The sequence below is a fragment of the Rhizobium sp. Root1204 genome (genome assembly GCF_001424965.1).
Taxonomy (GTDB): Bacteria; Pseudomonadota; Alphaproteobacteria; order Rhizobiales; family Rhizobiaceae; genus Pararhizobium.
Genome location: NZ_LMCZ01000004.1, coordinates 24985 through 41067 on the forward strand (window position 1 = coordinate 24985; position 16083 = coordinate 41067).

The 16083-nt window shown below is 60.6% G+C and carries 20 protein-coding genes; 10 read left to right on the top strand and 10 right to left on the bottom strand.

Annotated elements, in window-relative coordinates:
• Positions 1-24: 24 nt before the first annotated feature.
• A complete protein-coding gene (gene gatB / locus ASC96_RS05675; protein ID WP_060502093.1) occupies positions 25-1527 on the bottom strand; it encodes an Asp-tRNA(Asn)/Glu-tRNA(Gln) amidotransferase subunit GatB in 1503 nt (500 codons plus the stop codon).
• 148 nt (positions 1528-1675) lie between these two features.
• Between gatB and ASC96_RS05680 the strand changes: the two genes are divergently transcribed.
• The 4 genes from ASC96_RS05680 (at position 1676) to ASC96_RS05695 (ending at position 3957) form a co-directional block, all read left to right on the top strand.
• Positions 1676-1984: a DUF1294 domain-containing protein gene (locus ASC96_RS05680; protein ID WP_200954933.1), complete on the top strand. Its 309-nt coding sequence runs from the start codon at positions 1676-1678 to the stop codon at positions 1982-1984.
• An 82-nt stretch (positions 1985-2066) separates the two neighbouring features.
• Positions 2067-2519 carry an Rrf2 family transcriptional regulator gene (locus ASC96_RS05685; protein ID WP_060502094.1) on the top strand — a complete coding sequence of 151 codons (453 nt, stop codon included), beginning with the start codon at positions 2067-2069 and terminating at the stop codon, positions 2517-2519.
• Between the two features lie 78 nt (positions 2520-2597).
• Entirely contained in the window at positions 2598-3503 is a 906-nt protein-coding gene (locus ASC96_RS05690; protein WP_060502095.1) for an NAD(P)/FAD-dependent oxidoreductase, read from the top strand.
• 196 nt (positions 3504-3699) lie between these two features.
• Positions 3700-3957, top strand: a complete 258-nt coding sequence (locus ASC96_RS05695) for a YjhX family toxin (RefSeq protein ID WP_060502096.1) — start codon at positions 3700-3702, stop codon at positions 3955-3957.
• 47 nt (positions 3958-4004) lie between these two features.
• Here ASC96_RS05695 and ASC96_RS05700 read toward each other — a convergent pair whose 3' ends face one another.
• The 5 genes from ASC96_RS05700 to ASC96_RS05720 all read right to left on the bottom strand — a co-directional run bounded on the left by ASC96_RS05700 (position 4005) and on the right by ASC96_RS05720 (position 7667).
• Positions 4005-4514 carry a GNAT family N-acetyltransferase gene (locus ASC96_RS05700; protein ID WP_060502097.1) on the bottom strand — a complete coding sequence of 170 codons (510 nt, stop codon included), beginning with the start codon at positions 4512-4514 and terminating at the stop codon, positions 4005-4007.
• 31 nt (positions 4515-4545) lie between these two features.
• Entirely contained in the window at positions 4546-5064 is a 519-nt protein-coding gene (locus ASC96_RS05705) for an N-acetyltransferase (RefSeq protein ID WP_060502098.1), read from the bottom strand.
• Positions 5058-6539 carry an Asp-tRNA(Asn)/Glu-tRNA(Gln) amidotransferase subunit GatA gene (gene gatA, locus ASC96_RS05710; RefSeq protein WP_060502099.1) on the bottom strand — a complete coding sequence of 494 codons (1482 nt, stop codon included), beginning with the start codon at positions 6537-6539 and terminating at the stop codon, positions 5058-5060. Before gatA ends, ASC96_RS05705 begins: the two co-directional genes overlap by 7 nt.
• A 49-nt stretch (positions 6540-6588) precedes the next feature.
• Positions 6589-6876, bottom strand: coding sequence for an Asp-tRNA(Asn)/Glu-tRNA(Gln) amidotransferase subunit GatC (gene gatC / locus ASC96_RS05715; RefSeq protein ID WP_060502100.1), 288 nt, complete (start codon positions 6874-6876; stop codon positions 6589-6591).
• Positions 6877-6962: 86 nt separating this feature from the next.
• Positions 6963-7667 (bottom strand): metal-dependent hydrolase, encoded by a 705-nt coding sequence (locus ASC96_RS05720; protein WP_060502101.1) that lies wholly within the window; start codon positions 7665-7667, stop codon positions 6963-6965.
• A 95-nt stretch (positions 7668-7762) separates the two neighbouring features.
• Here ASC96_RS05720 and ruvX point away from each other — a divergent pair, with 95 nt between their 5' ends.
• Positions 7763-8257: a Holliday junction resolvase RuvX gene (gene ruvX, locus ASC96_RS05725; RefSeq protein ID WP_060502102.1), complete on the top strand. Its 495-nt coding sequence runs from the start codon at positions 7763-7765 to the stop codon at positions 8255-8257.
• Here the strand turns inward: ruvX and ASC96_RS05730 are convergent.
• Positions 8194-8538 (bottom strand): DUF6105 family protein, encoded by a 345-nt coding sequence (locus ASC96_RS05730; RefSeq protein ID WP_060502103.1) that lies wholly within the window; start codon positions 8536-8538, stop codon positions 8194-8196. The two genes, ruvX and ASC96_RS05730, sit on opposite strands and share 64 nt — an antisense overlap.
• Positions 8535-8678 carry a hypothetical protein gene (locus ASC96_RS32485; protein ID WP_156393935.1) on the bottom strand — a complete coding sequence of 48 codons (144 nt, stop codon included), beginning with the start codon at positions 8676-8678 and terminating at the stop codon, positions 8535-8537. Before ASC96_RS32485 ends, ASC96_RS05730 begins: the two co-directional genes overlap by 4 nt.
• A 185-nt stretch (positions 8679-8863) precedes the next feature.
• Here ASC96_RS32485 and ASC96_RS05735 point away from each other — a divergent pair, with 185 nt between their 5' ends.
• Positions 8864-9799 (top strand): AEC family transporter, encoded by a 936-nt coding sequence (locus tag ASC96_RS05735; RefSeq protein WP_060502220.1) that lies wholly within the window; start codon positions 8864-8866, stop codon positions 9797-9799.
• On the opposite strand, the gene ASC96_RS05740 is transcribed toward ASC96_RS05735, so the two are convergent.
• A complete protein-coding gene (locus ASC96_RS05740; RefSeq protein ID WP_060502104.1) occupies positions 9781-11430 on the bottom strand; it encodes an acyl-CoA dehydrogenase family protein in 1650 nt (549 codons plus the stop codon). The genes ASC96_RS05735 and ASC96_RS05740 overlap by 19 nt on opposite strands.
• Positions 11431-11629: 199 nt before the next feature.
• Here ASC96_RS05740 and ASC96_RS05745 point away from each other — a divergent pair, with 199 nt between their 5' ends.
• The 4 genes from ASC96_RS05745 to dprA all read left to right on the top strand — a co-directional run bounded on the left by ASC96_RS05745 (position 11630) and on the right by dprA (position 15785).
• Positions 11630-12571 carry an aspartate carbamoyltransferase catalytic subunit gene (locus ASC96_RS05745; RefSeq protein WP_037107845.1) on the top strand — a complete coding sequence of 314 codons (942 nt, stop codon included), beginning with the start codon at positions 11630-11632 and terminating at the stop codon, positions 12569-12571.
• Positions 12568-13857, top strand: a complete 1290-nt coding sequence (locus ASC96_RS05750; protein WP_060502105.1) for a dihydroorotase — start codon at positions 12568-12570, stop codon at positions 13855-13857. The genes ASC96_RS05745 and ASC96_RS05750 overlap by 4 nt, the downstream gene beginning before the upstream one ends.
• A 155-nt stretch (positions 13858-14012) precedes the next feature.
• Entirely contained in the window at positions 14013-14627 is a 615-nt protein-coding gene (gene plsY / locus ASC96_RS05755; protein ID WP_060502106.1) for a glycerol-3-phosphate 1-O-acyltransferase PlsY, read from the top strand.
• A 6-nt stretch (positions 14628-14633) separates the two neighbouring features.
• Positions 14634-15785, top strand: coding sequence for a DNA-processing protein DprA (gene dprA / locus ASC96_RS05760; protein WP_060502107.1), 1152 nt, complete (start codon positions 14634-14636; stop codon positions 15783-15785).
• On the opposite strand, the gene ASC96_RS05765 is transcribed toward dprA, so the two are convergent.
• Positions 15714-15971 carry a hypothetical protein gene (locus ASC96_RS05765; protein WP_060502108.1) on the bottom strand — a complete coding sequence of 86 codons (258 nt, stop codon included), beginning with the start codon at positions 15969-15971 and terminating at the stop codon, positions 15714-15716. The two genes, dprA and ASC96_RS05765, sit on opposite strands and share 72 nt — an antisense overlap.
• Positions 15972-16083: the final 112 nt, after the last annotated feature.

The window sequence follows — 16083 nt, forward strand, 5'->3', positions numbered from 1 at the left end:
GCGTCACACTTTTCCTGGAATTGCTCAGTCCTCGATGCCGAGCTTGGCCTTGACCAGCGCCTGCACGGCCTGCGGGTTGGCCTTGCCACCGGTTGATTTCATCACCTGACCAACAAACCAGCCGGCCAGCGACGGCTTGGCCTGAACCTTGGCGACCTGATCCGGATTGGCGGCAATGATTTCGTCGACGGCCTTTTCGATGGCGCCAGTGTCTGTCACCTGCTTCATGCCACGGCTTTCGACCAGCTCGGCCGGGTCACCGCCCTCGGTCCAGACGATTTCGAATAGGTCCTTGGCGATCTTGCCGGAGATGACTTCCGACTTGATAAGGTCCAGGATGCCGCCGAGCTGGGCCGGCGAAACCGGAGTCTCTTCAATGGCTTTGCCAGCTTTGTTCAAGGCGCCGAGCAAGTCATTGATCACCCAGTTGGCGGCAATCTTGCCGTCGCGGCCAGCGGCTACAGCCTCGAAATAATCCGCAATCGCCTTTTCCGAAACGAGCACGGAAGCATCGTAGACGGAGAGACCGAGATCGCGGACAAACCGCTCCTTCTTGTCATCGGGCAGTTCCGGCAGATCGGCCTTCAGCGCCTCAACGAACGCATCGTCGAATTCCAGTGGCAACAGGTCCGGATCGGGGAAATAGCGGTAATCATGCGCATCTTCCTTGGTGCGCATCGAGCGGGTCTCGCCCTTGTTCGGGTCGAACAGGCGGGTTTCCTGATCGATCGAGCCGCCCTCTTCCAGAATGCCGATCTGACGGCGGGCTTCGTATTCGATCGCCTGACCAATGAAACGGATGGAGTTGACGTTCTTGATTTCACAGCGCGTGCCAAAGCCTTCGCCCGGGCGGCGCACGGAAACGTTGACGTCGGCGCGCATCGAGCCTTCGTCCATGTTGCCGTCACAGGTGCCGAGATAGCGCACGATCGAGCGCAGCTTGGTCATATAGGCCTTGGCCTCATCCGACGAGCGCATGTCCGGCTTGGAGACGATTTCCATCAGCGCCACGCCGGACCGGTTAAGATCGACATAGGACATGGTCGGGCTCTGGTCGTGCATCGACTTGCCTGCGTCCTGTTCCAGATGCAGGCGTTCGATGCCGATCTCGACATCCTCGAACTGGCCTTGGCGGTCCGGGCCGACCGAGATGACGATCTGGCCTTCGCCGACGATCGGATCCTTGAACTGGGAAATCTGGTAGCCCTGCGGCAGATCCGGATAGAAATAGTTCTTGCGGTCGAAGATCGAACGCTTGTTGATCTGCGCCTTGAGGCCAAGACCGGTGCGCACGGCCTGCTTGACGCATTCTTCGTTGATGACGGGCAGCATGCCAGGCATGGCGGCATCGACCAGCGACACATTGGAATTCGGCGCATTGCCGAACGTTGTCGAGGCACCCGAGAACAGTTTCGAATTGCTGAGCACCTGCGCATGGACTTCCATGCCGATGATAACTTCCCAATCGCCAGTGGCGCCAGGAATATAGCGTTTCGGTTCGGAGATGCGGACGTCGACGAGTGTCATGGAATGCTCTTCTTTAAGCTTCAATTCGTGTGTCTCTGGGTAGAACAATTGGCTATGGCGTGCAAGGCTTGTCACATCCGGTGTGACGGTTTGGGCCTTATCGCCGGGCGTTTGCGATCTGTTCAATTTTTTGCGGCACTCTATCGGCATGACCACCTGTCTCTCGCTCATCGCCCTGTTTCTTGTCTTGAACATCGTGACGTTCTGCGTCTTCTGGTGGGATAAGGCTGCGGCGCGCGGCGGAAAATGGCGCGTTCCGGAAAACAAGCTTTTAAGCCTGGCGTTTCTCGGAGGAAGCCTCGGCGCCTTTGCCGCCCAGCGGCTGTTGCGTCACAAGACGCGCAAGGAACCCTTCCGCACCCGACTGACGGCGATCCTCGTTCTGCACGCCGCCGTTGCCTCCGTGGGACTTCTGGCTCTGCCATGGGTGCTCGCCGGCCATGTTTTTCATTCTTGAAGGCTGCCTCACCGCTGACTGATTTCCCTCACCTGGCCATCGCAACTTGACTTACGCCTCGATTCGTAACTATTATTATTACATGAAAAGAAACAGCCGACTTTCCGCAGTGCTGCATGCGCTGCTCCATATGGCAGAACGCGAGCGCCCGATGACGTCGGACGAGCTGGCCGCCTGCCTGCAGACAAATCCTGTCGTTGTCCGGCGTACCATGGCCGGACTGCGCGAAGCAGGTCTCGTCACCTCCGGCCGCGGCCATGGCGGCGGCTGGACGCTTGCACGGCCGTTGGACGATGTAACCATGCGCGACATCTATACAGCACTTGGCGAACCGATGCTCTTCCAGATGGGCAACGCCATGGAAAACCCTGCTTGCCTTGTCGAACAGGCGGTCAACCACGCGCTTGACGACGCTTTTCGCGATGCCGAGGCCATGCTGATTGCACGGCTTGGCGAGGTGACGCTCGCAACCCTCGCCGCTGACTTCAAACGGCGCTTTGCCGAACATCGGGCCGCACTGAACCAGCCCGGCTGACATTCAACACCGACAAAAAGTCTCCCGCCCCCGGACTTCCCAAAACTTCCGGCGGGCGGAGCTATGGAAGGAACAAGCATGCAACAGGACGCAGTCATCATCGGTGGCGGTTTCGCCGGATTATCCGCCGCCTATATCCTCGCCCGAGCCCGGCGCCACGTCACCATCATCGACAGCGGTACGCCACGCAACCGTTTCGCAGCCCATTCTCACGGCGTTCTGGGACATGATGGCAAATCCGGCCTGGAGATACTGGCCGATGCGCGGGCTCAGCTGGCTGCCTACCCCACCGTAACCTTCATCGAGGGCGAGGCTGACTCTGCGGGAGGCAAGATCGATGACTTTCATGTCAGCATAGCCGGCCACGGCACGGTTGCCGCAAGACGACTGCTTCTGGCCAGCGGCATCGAAGACCGCCTGCCCGGCATCCCCGGCCTGGCCGAGCGTTGGGGCAAGACGGTTTTGCATTGCCCCTATTGCCACGGTTACGAAATCGGCGGCGGGCCGATCGGGGTTCTGGCGACCCAGCCGATGTCGGCGCATCAGGCAGCTGTGGTTGCCGACTGGGGCGATGTCACCCTGTTTACCAATGGCATGCCGGAGCCGGACGAGGAGGCACTTGCCCTTCTCGAACGCCGCAACGTCAGGCTCCAGCCCGGCACGGTCAGCGTGGTCGAGGCAGGCACCTGCGACAGGCTGCGCGTGCGGCTGGAGAGTGGCCGGACCTTCGACGTCAAGGCACTCTTCGTCGCGGCTGAACTGCATATCCGCGGTACGATCGCCGAATGCCTTGGCTGCACCCTGCAGGACACACCTGCCGGAAAGATCCTCACAATCGATGCCGTCAAGGCAACCAACGTCGCCGGGGTCTATGCGGCCGGGGATAATGCCCGCGCCTTCGGCAACATCACGCTTGTTTCCGCCGATGGCGTCATGGCCGGTCTTGGTATGCATCAATCGCTCATGTTCGCAGGGCATTCTTGACGGCATCGTTGTGCTTTGCTTAAAAGTGACCGTCCCTTTTGGAGTTTTGATGTTCTCGATATCCGAGATTGCCTGAAGGCCCCTGCGCGCAAGTTTGCTTGTGCGCTCGGGCCACGAAAACGAAGCCCTGACGTTCGACTGAACGGCAGACCCGTTTTCATGCGTTCATGCGAACGCTTTTCGGATCTCAACATCAATGGATATTTCACGCGACGAACAGCGTATTCTTCACCTTATGGCCCAAGGCGGCCGCATCGAAATCCTGCGCCTGGACGGTAAAACCATCGGCGGCGCCCGGTGCTTCACCCGTGACGGCTGGCTCTATCCCGGTTTCGGTTTGGAGATGTTTCGTAAATTGAAACGAAAGAAGGCGATCTCATCGTCCGGTGGCAAGCCCTATCGGATTACTGAGCGCGGCCTCCTTCTCGTGCGTGCGCAGTTAAACAACCGCTGACAAAACAAAACCGGCGGGGCCGTTCATTCGGTCTCGCCGGTTTCTCTTCAGAACCATTGCTGGCCCTGTTGAGCAGCCACCTCCACAAACATCTTCGTCATACCAACAGACTCGACATCGCGATCGAGCTTCGGCGCGTAGGCGGTCGACAGCGAGCTGATCGCGTATCCGTGCTTTTGGAAGAAACCGATAGCCTGGGCATTCTGCACATGAGTTCTGATCATGGCAGCCTCGAAACCACCGGTGAAAATCCTCTGCTCCAGATCGGCAAGCAGCGACGAGCCAAGGCCGTTTCGCTGCAGAGATGGCTCAACCCAGAGATCAGAGATCGTGCCGTCCTTATCTTCACGCGCGGCCCATCCCGCCACGGCACCGCCCGTTTCAATGACGCTCACCGAAAACCAGTTCGAACGCAGGAAGGACAGGAAGGACAATTCGGCGACGCGGCGCATGGCTTGCGCATCGGCAACACCGGAAACCGCCTTTTCCCAGGCATCAAGCCCGATCGCGGCCAGAGCCGGAACCTCATTTTCGCGCGCGAGGCGAACAATCATCATGCAGCGATCCCCTTCCGCCGCAAGTAGAGCATCACGGAAGCGGTTTTTCCAGACGCACCTTGGTCTGATCGAGACCGAGCGACGGAGAAAAATCGGTGCCGTGCCAGACCTGCATAAATCCCAGTCTTTTATAGAGAGACAGAGCCGCATCGTTGGACGCATCAGTCTCGATGCCGGCGACACCGAGATCTTCAACCCGCATCCGCGCAAGAAGTTCGCCAATCAGCGCCGAGCCGACTCCCTTGCCCTGCCAATGCGGAGCAATCCAGATGTCTGAGATATAATTCCAGCCGCGAGACCGGTCACCGGGATGTTCGCGGCTATCGCGGGCGCCCCAGCCGATAATCTCGCCTGCAGCTACAGCGACAATGACGTCAGCATCCGGATTGCCGGCGAAGGTCAGAAAACCATCTTCGACACGCGTTTCGACGTTGGGTTCAAACCAGCTCTGGTGAACACGGTTCGATTTCCAGGCTTCATATCCGATCCGCGCAACTGCCCCGGCCTCCGAGGCAGTCATGTTGCGAAGATGGAAGGCCGTCTTTACCACCACTTGGCAGGCTGGAACTTTCCCGCGGCCTGTTCGATGACATGCGCTGTCTTGAACAACGTTTCTTCCTCGAACGGCTTGCCGATCAGTTGCAGGCCGAGCGGCAGGCCCTTGTGGTCGAGACCGGCGGGGACGGCGATGCCCGGCAGGCCGGCCATGTTGACCGTCACGGTGAAGATGTCGTTGAGGTACATCTTGACCGGATCGGATGCCAAATCCTCGTCGGCAATGCCGAAAGCGGAGGACGGGGTTGCTGGTGTCAGGATCGCATCGACACCGGCGTGGAAGGCCAGCTCGAAGTCGCGCTTGATCAGCGTGCGGACCTTCTGGGCCTGCAGGTAATAGGCATCGTAGTAGCCTGCCGAAAGGACATAGGTGCCGATCATGATGCGGCGCTTGACCTCGGTTCCGAACCCTTCAGCGCGGGTCTTTTCATACATGTCGGCAATGTCCTTGCCATCGACACGCAGGCCGTAGCGGACGCCGTCATAGCGGGCAAGGTTGGACGAGGCTTCTGCCGGGGCGACGATGTAATAGGCCGGGAGCGCATATTTCGTGTGCGGCAGGCTGATATCGACGATCTCGGCACCGGCGTCCCTTAGCCAGGCAATGCCCTGTTGCCAGAGCGTTTCGATTTCGCCCGGCATGCCATCGACGCGGTATTCCTTCGGAATACCGATCTTCATGCCCTTCAGCGACTGACCGAGCGCGGCTTCGTAATTGGGGACCGGTAGATCGACGGAGGTCGTATCCTTGGCATCGACCGATGCCATCGACTTCAGCAGGATCGCCGCATCGCGCACGTCGCGGGCGATCGGGCCAGCCTGATCGAGCGACGACGCGAAGGCGACGATGCCCCAGCGCGAGCAGCGGCCATAGGTCGGCTTGATGCCGACGGTGCCGGTGAAGGCGGCAGGCTGGCGGATCGAGCCGCCCGTGTCGGTCGCGGTCGCACCGGCGCAGAGGAAGGCGGCCACGGCAGCAGCGGAACCACCGGAGGAGCCACCCGGAACCAGATCAAGGTTCGAGCCATTGGCGCGCCAGGGGTTTTTCACCGGGCCGTAATAGGAACTCTCATTCGACGAACCCATGGCGAACTCGTCCATGTTGAGCTTGCCGAGCATGACGGCACCGTCGTTCCACAGGTTCTGGGTGACGGTCGACTCATAGCGCGGCTTGAAGCCGTCGAGAATGTGGCTGCAGGCCTGGGTGTGGACACCTTCTGTGCCGAACAGATCCTTGATGCCGAGCGGAATGCCTTCGAGCGCGCCGGCCTTGCCGCTGGCGATACGGGCATCCGACGCCTTGGCCATCTCGCGGGCCTTGTCCGGCGTGGTGACGACATAGGCATTCAGCGCGCCATTGGCCGCGTCGATCGCGCCGATATAGGCCTCGGTCAGTTCGACGGCGGAGATTTCCTTGGAGCTCAGCTTGGTACGCGCTTCAGCGATGGTCAGGCGGGTCAGGTCGGTCATGGGCAGGCTTTCAAAATCGGGTGCGTTCGGGCGGCGGCAGCGGCAAAGATTACTCGACAACCTTCGGGACGAGGAAGAAATTGCGATCCTCGATCGGCGCATTGGCGACAATGTCATCCGCCTTGTTGCCGTCGGTTACGGCGTCCGTGCGCTTCTTCATTGCCATCGGAGTTACGGATGTCATCGGCTCGACGCCATCGACATTGACCTCGGAAAGCTGCTCGACGAAACCGAGAATGCCGTTCAGTTCGCCGGTCATGCGCTGCGCTTCCTCTTCGGTGACGGCAATGCGGGCAAGGCGCGCGACGCGCTTCACGGTGGCGAGGTCTACGGACATGGGTGTCTCCGGTCTTCAAGGAACTTTCCCCCCGCTATAATAGCCGCGGTGCGCCCACGCAACGGGGGAATGCATGCCGAGCCGTCTTAGACGGCAACAATGCCGCCAACAGCCGGCGCTTCCACCTTCACTGACGCGCCATCCATGCCGGCGATGAACAGATCCGGCGTCTGGTCGATGATGCCGAACGAACCATAGTGGCAAGGCAGAACCGTTGCGAACTTGAAAAAGCGCTGGCAGGCAAGGGCTGCCACGGCACCGCCCATGGTAAACCGGTCGCCGATCGGAACGAGACCGATTTCCGGCTGGTGCAGTTCGTGGATCAATCCCATGTCAGAGAAGATGTCGGTATCGCCCATATGATACAGCGTCGGTTCGTCCTCGAAATGCAGGACAAGACCGTTGGCGTTGCCGAGCGAATGTGAGACGCCATCTTCAGTCAGTTGCGCCGAGGAATGCAGCGCATTGACGAAGGTGGTCGAAAAACCATCGAGATGGATGGTGCCACCGGTATTGCCCATTTCGAGCGCATGGACGCCCTTCGAGCCCAGCCATGCCGCGAGATCAGCATTGGCAACGACGGTCGCACCGGTTTCCCTGGCAAGCGCAATCGTATCGCCGACATGGTCGCCATGACCGTGGGTCAGAAGAATGTGGGTCAGGCCAGCAGCCGCATCCTTGCGCGAAGATTCGTCAAAGGACGGATTGCCGGTGAAGAACGGATCGATGAGGATTTTCGATTTGGCGGTTTCCAGATGGAACGCGGAATGTCCGAGCCACTTGATCTTCATGACAATACTCCTTGATTTACAGCGGGGATGATTTGGCGGCAGGATAGGGATATGGATCACCCGAGTAATCCTAAAAGACCGAATCGGCAAATCACATGGCTGTTCTCAGCATCGAAGACCTCGCAACCGCCCTCCTGCCCAATCAGGCCATCGCCGGGCTCGACCTTGGCACCAAGACTATCGGCATTTCGGTTTCCGATCTCGGACGCCGCTTTGCAACGCCGCGTGAGGTGATCAAGCGGGTGAAGTTCGGGCTGGATGCGGAAGCGCTACTTGCCGTCGCGGAGAAGGAAAGGATTGCCGCCTTCGTCATCGGCCTGCCGATCAACATGGACGGCTCCGCCGGTCCCCGCGCCCAGGCGACCCGGGCATTCGTGCACAACATGGCGCAAAAAACCGCTATCCCGTTCATCTACTGGGACGAACGGCTATCGACGGTGGCGGCCGAGCGGGTGCTGATCGAGATGGACGTTTCGAGGAAGAAGCGGGCGGACCGGATCGATTCGGCCGCCGCCTCGTTCATTCTTCAGGGCGCGCTCGACAGGTTGGCATCCTTGGCAAAGGCTGCGGAACCCGATTCGTCCTTCTGAGCCGGCGGAAAACGCTTGTTATACCAGGCGCGGATGTCGCGGCGCTTGCGGTAGGCAATGATGGCAAACACCAAAAAGCTGTCGAAGACGATGGCGCGCGCCACCAGCGGCGGAATGGTTTCCGGCGGAATACCGAGCACATTGCCATAAATCGCAAACACCAGATCATGCGCCTGACGCGTCAGCATGAAGATGCCGAAGCTCATGTCGTAATAGGATAGCCCGTACCAGCCGGTGAGCAGGATGACCGGGCAGGCCCAGAGGATAAGGAACCACTTCATACTGTTCTCCCCTCCACGAATATGCCGTGCTTGATCTGCGCCGACAGCCAATCCAGAGCGAGCAAGCTCACGAGGATTAGAGCCGGAACCGCCAGATCGAGCGCAAGGCTTACAAAAAACATCGTCATGATGATGACCAAGCCAGTTCTCACCGAACGTGCTCCATTCCGAAAGCGTTAAAAATCTCTTCAGTGCCACTCTTGCCCGTTAACCCTGTCCGCGCAACGTAAACCAATTGTTAAGGTTAATTTCCGGGCGGCGCGGTTGCCGCTTTGTGAGCAAGCGGCTATCGGTGGGCTCCTCCCTTATTCAGGCCGCCTTTTTCATGACGATCATCTTCGAAAGCATCCTGCCGATCTTCCTGCTCGTCTCGCTGGGCGTCTGGCTGAAACGCTCATCGCTGGTCGACAACACATTGTGGGAAGGGCTGGAACAGCTCGGCTACTACGTCCTGTTCCCGGCCCTGTTGTTTTCGACGCTGGCGACGGCCGACTTTGCCGGTATGAAGACGGATGCGACAGCACTGGCAACAATCGGCAGCATCACGTTGATGTCGGCGTTTTTGCTGCTGCTCTGGCCGCTGCTGCGTGCCCGCCACGTCTCGTCCGCCGCCTTCACCTCGATCTTCCAGACGGCGACGCGCTGGAACGGCTTCATGGCGCTGGCGATCGCCCAGAAACTCTATGGGCCACTGGGCCTCAGCCTGACGGCGCTGGTGATGACCCTGGTGATCATCCCGATCAATCTCTACAATATCGGCGTGCTGATCGGCTTCAACGGCGGTCCGAAGGGCTTGCGATTCTTTGCCTTCAAGATCGCCACCAACCCGCTGATCGTCGCCTCGGTGCTGGGTATCGTGCTGAACTTCGTCCAGGTTCCCGTCTACGGGCCAATCTTGACCGCCGTCGAGATGCTGGCGAGCGCTTCGCTCAGCCTCGGCCTTGTGATGGTCGGGGCGGGTCTCAAGGTTTCCGACGCGCTGCGGCCAAGCATGACCGCCCTGCTCGCGGTCTTTCTAAAACTGATCGTCATGCCGGTGTTCATGGTCGGTGCCGCCTATTCTCTCGGCATTCGCGGCGATGCCCTGCTGGTGATCGCGCTTGGCGCCAGCGTACCGACGGCTATGAACGGATATCTGCTGGCCAAACAGATGGGTGGCGACGCGCCGCTCTATGCCGCTGTCGCCACCATCCAGACAGTCGTGTCGTTCTTTACGATTCCGCTCGTCCTGACGGTGACCGGTTATATCGCCGCCGGATAAAGCAGGTCGACGATATAGGTGGAATCAAAACGCGAATCGAGCATGCCATAGGTCGAGCGCCAACCGGCAGCCAACCGCGATTCCAGGAACGCGTCGGCAATCCGCCCTGCCCCCAGACGGTAAAGTTCTGCGGCCGCGGCAGCCAGTGCCAGCTGCTCGACCAGCATGCGGGCGGCCCCTTCGTCACGCTCGCAGAGTGATGCCGCCGCGCGCAGCACGTCGACGGTCTTCTTGGCGGATGGGCCGAGATCGCGGCTGATCACCTGGAACAGCAGTTCGAACAGATCCTTGCCGCGGGTGAGCACGCGCAAAACATCCAGCGCCATGACATTGCCGGAGCCTTCCCAGATCGCATTGACCGGAGCTTCGCGATAATGCCGGGCAATCGGCCGTTCCTCGACATAACCGCTGCCGCCGATGCATTCCATCGCCTCGGCGATCAGCCCGGGCGCAATCTTGCAGCTCCAGTATTTCGCAACCGGCGTCATGATCCGCGCATAGGCCGCGTCTTCTGCGCTGTCGCGCGCCTTGTCAAAGGCTTCCGCAAGACGGAACGACAAGGCGCTGGCGGCAGCGACATCGAGCGCCATATCGGCCAGAACCCGCGTCATCATCGGCTGAGCGACCAGCGGCTTGCCGGAGACCTTGCGGCCGCGCACATGATGCACCGCCTCGGCCAGCGACGCCCGCATCATACCGGCGGAGGCCAACGCGCAATCCAGCCGCGTCAGCGTCACCATGTCGAGGATGGTGCGGATGCCGGCATCCGGCGAGCCAAGCACGAAACCGAACGTATCGGAAAATTCCACCTCGGATGAAGCGTTCGAGCGGTTACCGAGCTTGTCCTTCAGGCGCTGGAAGCGGAGGCCATTGGCTGACCCATCTTCGAGAAGACGCGGAACAAGGAAGCAGCCGAGACCATCACGGGTCTGTGCCAGCATGACGAAGGCATCGCTCATCGGCGCCGACATGAACCACTTGTGGCCGTTGAGGCGATAGATCCCCTCGCCCACCCGTTCCGCCGTCGAGGTGTTGGCGCGCACATCCGTACCGCCTTGCTTTTCCGTCATGCCCATACCAACGGTCACGGAGGCTTTCTGCATCCACGGACGATTGGACGAATCATACTTTCGCGACAGGATTTTTGGAGCCCATTCCTTCTGAACAGCCGGCGACGCCGAGATCGCGGCGACCGACGCGCTGGTCATGGTCAACGGGCAGAGATGGCCGCATTCCAACTGCGCCGTCAAATAGAAGCGCATCGCCCGTGCCTTGTGCGAACGTCCGCGCTCATCGGCGATGTTTTCCCAGGCAGACGCATGCAGACCAGATGTTACTGACCGGCGCATCAGCGCGTGCCAGGCGGGGTGGAATTCCACCTGATCCAGCCGCTCGCCGCGCGGCCCATGGGTGCGCAGCTTCGGTACGCCCTCATTGGCCATGCGCGCCAGATCCTGCGCTTCCGGTGAGGTCACGTAACGGCCGATCGTCTCGAAATCGTCGCGCAAGGAGCGCGGCATCGACGCGGCAATGTCGACCAGCAGCGGGTCGGAGCGGAAGGCATTGATCCCCGACCAGGGTTTCGGCTGGTTCAGATCGGCGAGTTTCTGTTCGGTGCGGTTCAGAGTCATGCCGCGTTTCTAACCCAAGTCCACATGCTTAGGAACAGCATCGCGACGGGATAAATGCCGCTTCCCGCAACAATTTGCGCGCGGTGCGTTATGGCCACAAAAGCGTGGGTATGCGGCGGGTTTGCGCAGCCTTTGCCTTGCCGGGTGACGCCGCAGTCATTATAGACCCTCGCAACTTCACCAAATGAGGCGGCTCCCCATGGATTTCTTTCCGCATCGCCACCTGCTCGGCATCAAGGGCCTGAACGAACAGGATATCACCGTCCTGCTCGACCGGGCCGACGAAGCCGTCAAGATTTCCCGCCAGAGAGAGAAGAAGACAACGACTCTGCGCGGCCTGACGCAGATCAACCTGTTCTTCGAGGCCTCGACGCGGACACAATCCTCCTTCGAACTCGCGGGCAAACGGCTGGGTGCCGACGTGATGAACATGTCGGTCAGCAATTCCTCGGTAAAGAAAGGCGAAACGCTGATCGATACGGCGATGACGCTGAATGCGATGCATCCGGATGTGTTGGTGGTGCGCCATTCGTCCGCCGGTGCGGCAGCGCTGCTTGCCCAGAAGGTCTCCTGCTCCGTTGTCAATGCCGGCGACGGACAACACGAGCATCCCACCCAGGCGCTGCTCGACGCGCTGACCATCCGCCGCGCCAAGGGCAAGCTGTCGCGCATCATCGTCGCCATCTGCGGCGACGTCCTGCATTCGCGCGTTGCCCGCTCCAACATTCTTCTGCTGAACCAGATGGGCGCCCGCGTCCGTGTCGTTGCCCCGGCAACTCTCCTCCCCTCCGGCATCGCCGACATGGGTGCCGAGGTCTATCACTCGATGGAAGAAGGCCTGAAGGACGCCGACGTGGTGATGATGCTGCGCCTGCAGCGTGAGCGCATGGCCGGCTCCTTCGTTCCTTCGGTGCGCGAATATTTCCGCTATTATGGGCTTGATGCCGAAAAGCTGAAAGCTGCCAAGGAAGACGCGCTCGTCATGCATCCCGGCCCGATGAACCGCGGCGTCGAAATCGCCTCGGAAATCGCCGACGGGCCGCAGAGCGTCATCGAGCAGCAGGTTGAAATGGGGGTCGCGGTGCGCATGGCGGTGATGGAAACGCTTCTTCTTTCGCAGAACCAGGGGCCACGCACATGAGCAACGCCCTCGTCCTGAAAAACCTGCGCATCATCGACCCCTCCCGCAATCTCGATGAAACCGGCACTGTTATTGTCGAAAACGGCCTGATCGTTGCTGCCGGACAATCCGCCCAGAACCAGGGTGTTCCGGATGGTGCTGAGGTCAAGGATTGCACCGGCCTCGTTGCCGTGCCCGGCCTGGTCGATGCCCGCGTTTTTGTTGGCGAACCCGGCGGCGAATATCGCGAGACCATAGAATCAGCATCGCGGGCTGCCGCTGCCGGTGGCGTCACCTCTATCATCACCATGCCGGATACCGATCCGGTCATCGACGATATCGCGCTGGTGCAGTTCGTTCAGAAGACGGCGCGCGACAAGGCGCTGGTCAATGTCTACCCGGCCGCAGCACTGACCAAACATCTCGATGGCGAAGAGATGACCGAATTCGGGCTGTTGCGCGAAGCCGGTGCCGTCTGCTTCACCAATGGCCGCCGCCCGGTGCACGACACGCTCGTCCTTCGCCGCGCCATGACCTATGCCCGCGAATTCGGCGCCGTCATCTCGCTCGAGACGCGCGACAAATATCTCGGTGCCGGTGGCGTCATGAACGAAGGACTGCTTGCCAGCTGGCTCGGCCTTTCCGGCGTGCCGCGCGAAGCCGAGATTATTCCGCTGGAGCGCGACCTGCGCATCGCCGGACTGACCAAGGGCGCCTATCATGCGGCAAAGATCTCGCTGCCGGAATCGGCAGAAGCGATCGCCACCGCTCGCAAGCGCGGCGCCAACGTTACCTGCGGCATCTCGATCAATCACCTGACCCTCAACGAAAACGACATCGGCGAATACCGGACCTTCTTCAAGCTCTCGCCGCCGCTGCGTGGCGAAGACGACCGTGTCGCTATGGTCGAGGCGCTGGCCAATGGCACGATCGACATCATCGTCTCATCGCACGATCCGCAGGACGTCGACACCAAGCGTCTGCCATTTGCCGACGCTGCCGACGGCGCGATCGGGCTGGAGACGTTGCTGGCTGCTGCGCTCCGCCTCCATCACAGCGGCTCCGTGCCGCTGATGCGGCTGATCGATGCCCTATCGACACGCCCAGCCCAGATTTTCGGGCTCGATGCCGGCACACTGAAACCCGGCGCCAAGGCCGACATCACGCTGATCGATCTGGAAGAGCCCTGGATTTTCGGCAAGGATGCGATCGTGTCCCGTTCGAAAAACACACCGTTTGAAAATGCCCGCTTTACCGGCCGGGCCGTTCAAACCTATGTTGCCGGAAAACTGGTTCATTCGCTTTAATTGAGCGCGTGGCTTGCCCCTCATCCGCCCTAACGGGCACCTTCTCCCCGCAGACGGGGAGAAGGAAAAACGGCAAGCTTCGTCGTTCCCTCGTCCCACTTGCGGGGAGAGGATGAGGGGCAATATCCGTCGCGGCGGAATTGGGGAGGCAATAGGTGTCTGACATATTTTCCTGGCAACTCGGGCTGGCGCTGACGGCCGGTGTTGCGATTTTCGGCTATCTGCTCGGCTCCATCCCCTTCGGCCTGATCCTCACCCGCATGGCCGGACTTGGCGACGTCCGCAAGATCGGCTCCGGCAATATCGGCGCGACCAATGTTTTGCGCACCGGCAACAAGAAGCTCGCCGCGGCCACGCTGCTACTGGATGCCCTGAAAGGAACTGCCGCTGCGGCAATTGCCTCACGCTGGGGGATCGAAGCGGGTATTGCCGCCGGCTTTGCCGCCTTCCTCGGCCATCTCTATCCTGTCTGGCTCGGCTTCAAGGGCGGCAAGGGCATTGCAACCTATATCGGCGTCCTGCTCGGCTTAGCCCCCATCATGGTTCTGGTGTTTGCCGCGATCTGGCTGACTATGGCCAAACTCACCCATTATTCCTCTCTTTCGGCACTGGTTGCAACCGTGATCGTTCCGGTTGTATTGTTAGCCTCAGGCTACGGAAAGATCGGCCTGCTGTTCGTGGTGATGAGCATCATCACCTGGATCAAGCACCGCGAAAACATCCGGCGGCTCCTGGCCGGGACGGAAGGCCGGATCGGCGAAAAGGGATAGGTCAGAATGTCGAACGGCAGCGCAGGACGAAACGGGATTGCGCTTTCGGAACGACAAAGAACGGCCTGGCTGAGGCTGATCCGCAGCGACAATGTCGGGTCTGCGACCTTTCGCGACCTCATCAACCATTTCGGCTCAGCCGAAACAGCGCTTGAAATGCTGCCCGAACTGTCGCGGCGCGGTGGTTCAACCCGTACGATCCGCATCGCCTCTGTGGCAGAGGCTGAGAAAGAACTCGCGGCCGCCCATCGGTTCGGCGCCCGTTTCATCGGCATCGGCGAGCCCGATTACCCCCCGGCCCTGCGCCAGATCGATGGCGCACCACCGTTGTTGGCGGTCAAGGGCAACGCGATCACCGGCACCGTCCCTTCCCTCGGCCTCGTCGGCTCGCGTAATGCCTCGATCAGCGGCACGAAATTTGCGGCTATGATCGCGCGCGATGTGGGACGGGCCGGATACTCCATTATATCGGGGTTAGCGCGGGGCATCGACACGGCAGCGCATCGCGCCAGCCTGGAGACCGGAACGATCGCAGCGCTGGCCGGTGGTCTGGATCAACCCTATCCGCCCGAAAATATCGGTCTTCTGGACGAGATCACGGATGGTAATGGCCTCGCGATCAGCGAGATGCCATTCGGCTGGGAACCCCGTGCCCGCGATTTTCCCCGGCGCAACCGGCTGATCGCCGGTGTCAGCCTCGGGCTTGCCGTCGTCGAAGCGGCCTCACGGTCCGGTTCGTTGATTACCGCGCGTTATGCCGCCGATTTCGGCCGGCTGGTCTTTGCCGTGCCGGGTTCGCCGCTCGATCCGCGCTGTCACGGTACCAACGGGCTTTTGAAGGATGGCGCGATCGTGACCACGGAAGCGGCGGACATATTGCAGGCGCTTGCACCGCTCAGCCGCATCGATCTGTTCACGCCACCGCAGGCGGAGGAGCCGGGCGAACATGATGCTGGACCGATGGCACCGCCGCCGAACGAGAACGATCGGGCGCAGATCACCGATGCGCTGGGACCAACGCCCGTCGAGATCGACGACATCATCCGCCACACCGGCCTTTCGGCATCGGCCGTCTATCTGGTGCTTTTAGAACTGGATCTTGCCGGACGGCTTCACCGGCATCCCGGCGGCCTTGTTTCCCTCAGCATTGGAGAATGACAACTGCCTTTTGCCGGACAGGATATCGCCGGCTTCGACAAACGCCATTTCGATCAGGTAGCACAGCATATCGGCGCGCTCGTTGGCGGCGACACCACGGAGTTCTCCGAGCATATGCCGGATATAGGCGACCTTTTCGCGAGCCTGTGCTTCTCGTCTGCCGGCCCCCGTTGAATTCGGAATCATCGGTTTTCCCTGTGGTGCATTCAAAATCCGCCCGTAGACAGGCACGCATTGGTCGAGCGGAACGCCATACAGCACCGTTCGGTCGTGTGGACTGCCACCGCGAGACAAGAGT

What these genes read in the sequence shown, in the direction of transcription:
- ASC96_RS05700 (WP_060502097.1), bottom strand. Translation starts at nt 4,514, where the DNA reads ATGATGATTGTTCGCCTCGCGCGCGAAAATGAGGTTCCGGCTCTGGCC.
- ASC96_RS05720 (WP_060502101.1), bottom strand. Translation starts at nt 7,667, where the DNA reads ATGAAGATCAAGTGGCTCGGACATTCCGCGTTCCATCTGGAAACCGCC.
- ASC96_RS05765 (WP_060502108.1), bottom strand. Translation starts at nt 15,971, where the DNA reads ATGATTCCGAATTCAACGGGGGCCGGCAGACGAGAAGCACAGGCTCGC.
- ASC96_RS05745 (WP_037107845.1), top strand. Translation starts at nt 11,630, where the DNA reads ATGGATTTCTTTCCGCATCGCCACCTGCTCGGCATCAAGGGCCTGAAC.
- ASC96_RS05680 (WP_200954933.1), top strand. Translation starts at nt 1,676, where the DNA reads ATGACCACCTGTCTCTCGCTCATCGCCCTGTTTCTTGTCTTGAACATC.
- ASC96_RS05735 (WP_060502220.1), top strand. Translation starts at nt 8,864, where the DNA reads ATGACGATCATCTTCGAAAGCATCCTGCCGATCTTCCTGCTCGTCTCG.
- gatC (WP_060502100.1), bottom strand. Translation starts at nt 6,876, where the DNA reads ATGTCCGTAGACCTCGCCACCGTGAAGCGCGTCGCGCGCCTTGCCCGC.
- dprA (WP_060502107.1), top strand. Translation starts at nt 14,634, where the DNA reads ATGTCGAACGGCAGCGCAGGACGAAACGGGATTGCGCTTTCGGAACGA.
- ASC96_RS05750 (WP_060502105.1), top strand. Translation starts at nt 12,568, where the DNA reads ATGAGCAACGCCCTCGTCCTGAAAAACCTGCGCATCATCGACCCCTCC.
- ASC96_RS05685 (WP_060502094.1), top strand. Translation starts at nt 2,067, where the DNA reads ATGAAAAGAAACAGCCGACTTTCCGCAGTGCTGCATGCGCTGCTCCAT.
- ASC96_RS05730 (WP_060502103.1), bottom strand. Translation starts at nt 8,538, where the DNA reads ATGAAGTGGTTCCTTATCCTCTGGGCCTGCCCGGTCATCCTGCTCACC.
- ASC96_RS05690 (WP_060502095.1), top strand. Translation starts at nt 2,598, where the DNA reads ATGCAACAGGACGCAGTCATCATCGGTGGCGGTTTCGCCGGATTATCC.
- ruvX (WP_060502102.1), top strand. Translation starts at nt 7,763, where the DNA reads ATGGCTGTTCTCAGCATCGAAGACCTCGCAACCGCCCTCCTGCCCAAT.
- gatB (WP_060502093.1), bottom strand. Translation starts at nt 1,527, where the DNA reads ATGACACTCGTCGACGTCCGCATCTCCGAACCGAAACGCTATATTCCT.
- ASC96_RS05695 (WP_060502096.1), top strand. Translation starts at nt 3,700, where the DNA reads ATGGATATTTCACGCGACGAACAGCGTATTCTTCACCTTATGGCCCAA.
- gatA (WP_060502099.1), bottom strand. Translation starts at nt 6,539, where the DNA reads ATGACCGACCTGACCCGCCTGACCATCGCTGAAGCGCGTACCAAGCTG.
- ASC96_RS05740 (WP_060502104.1), bottom strand. Translation starts at nt 11,430, where the DNA reads ATGACTCTGAACCGCACCGAACAGAAACTCGCCGATCTGAACCAGCCG.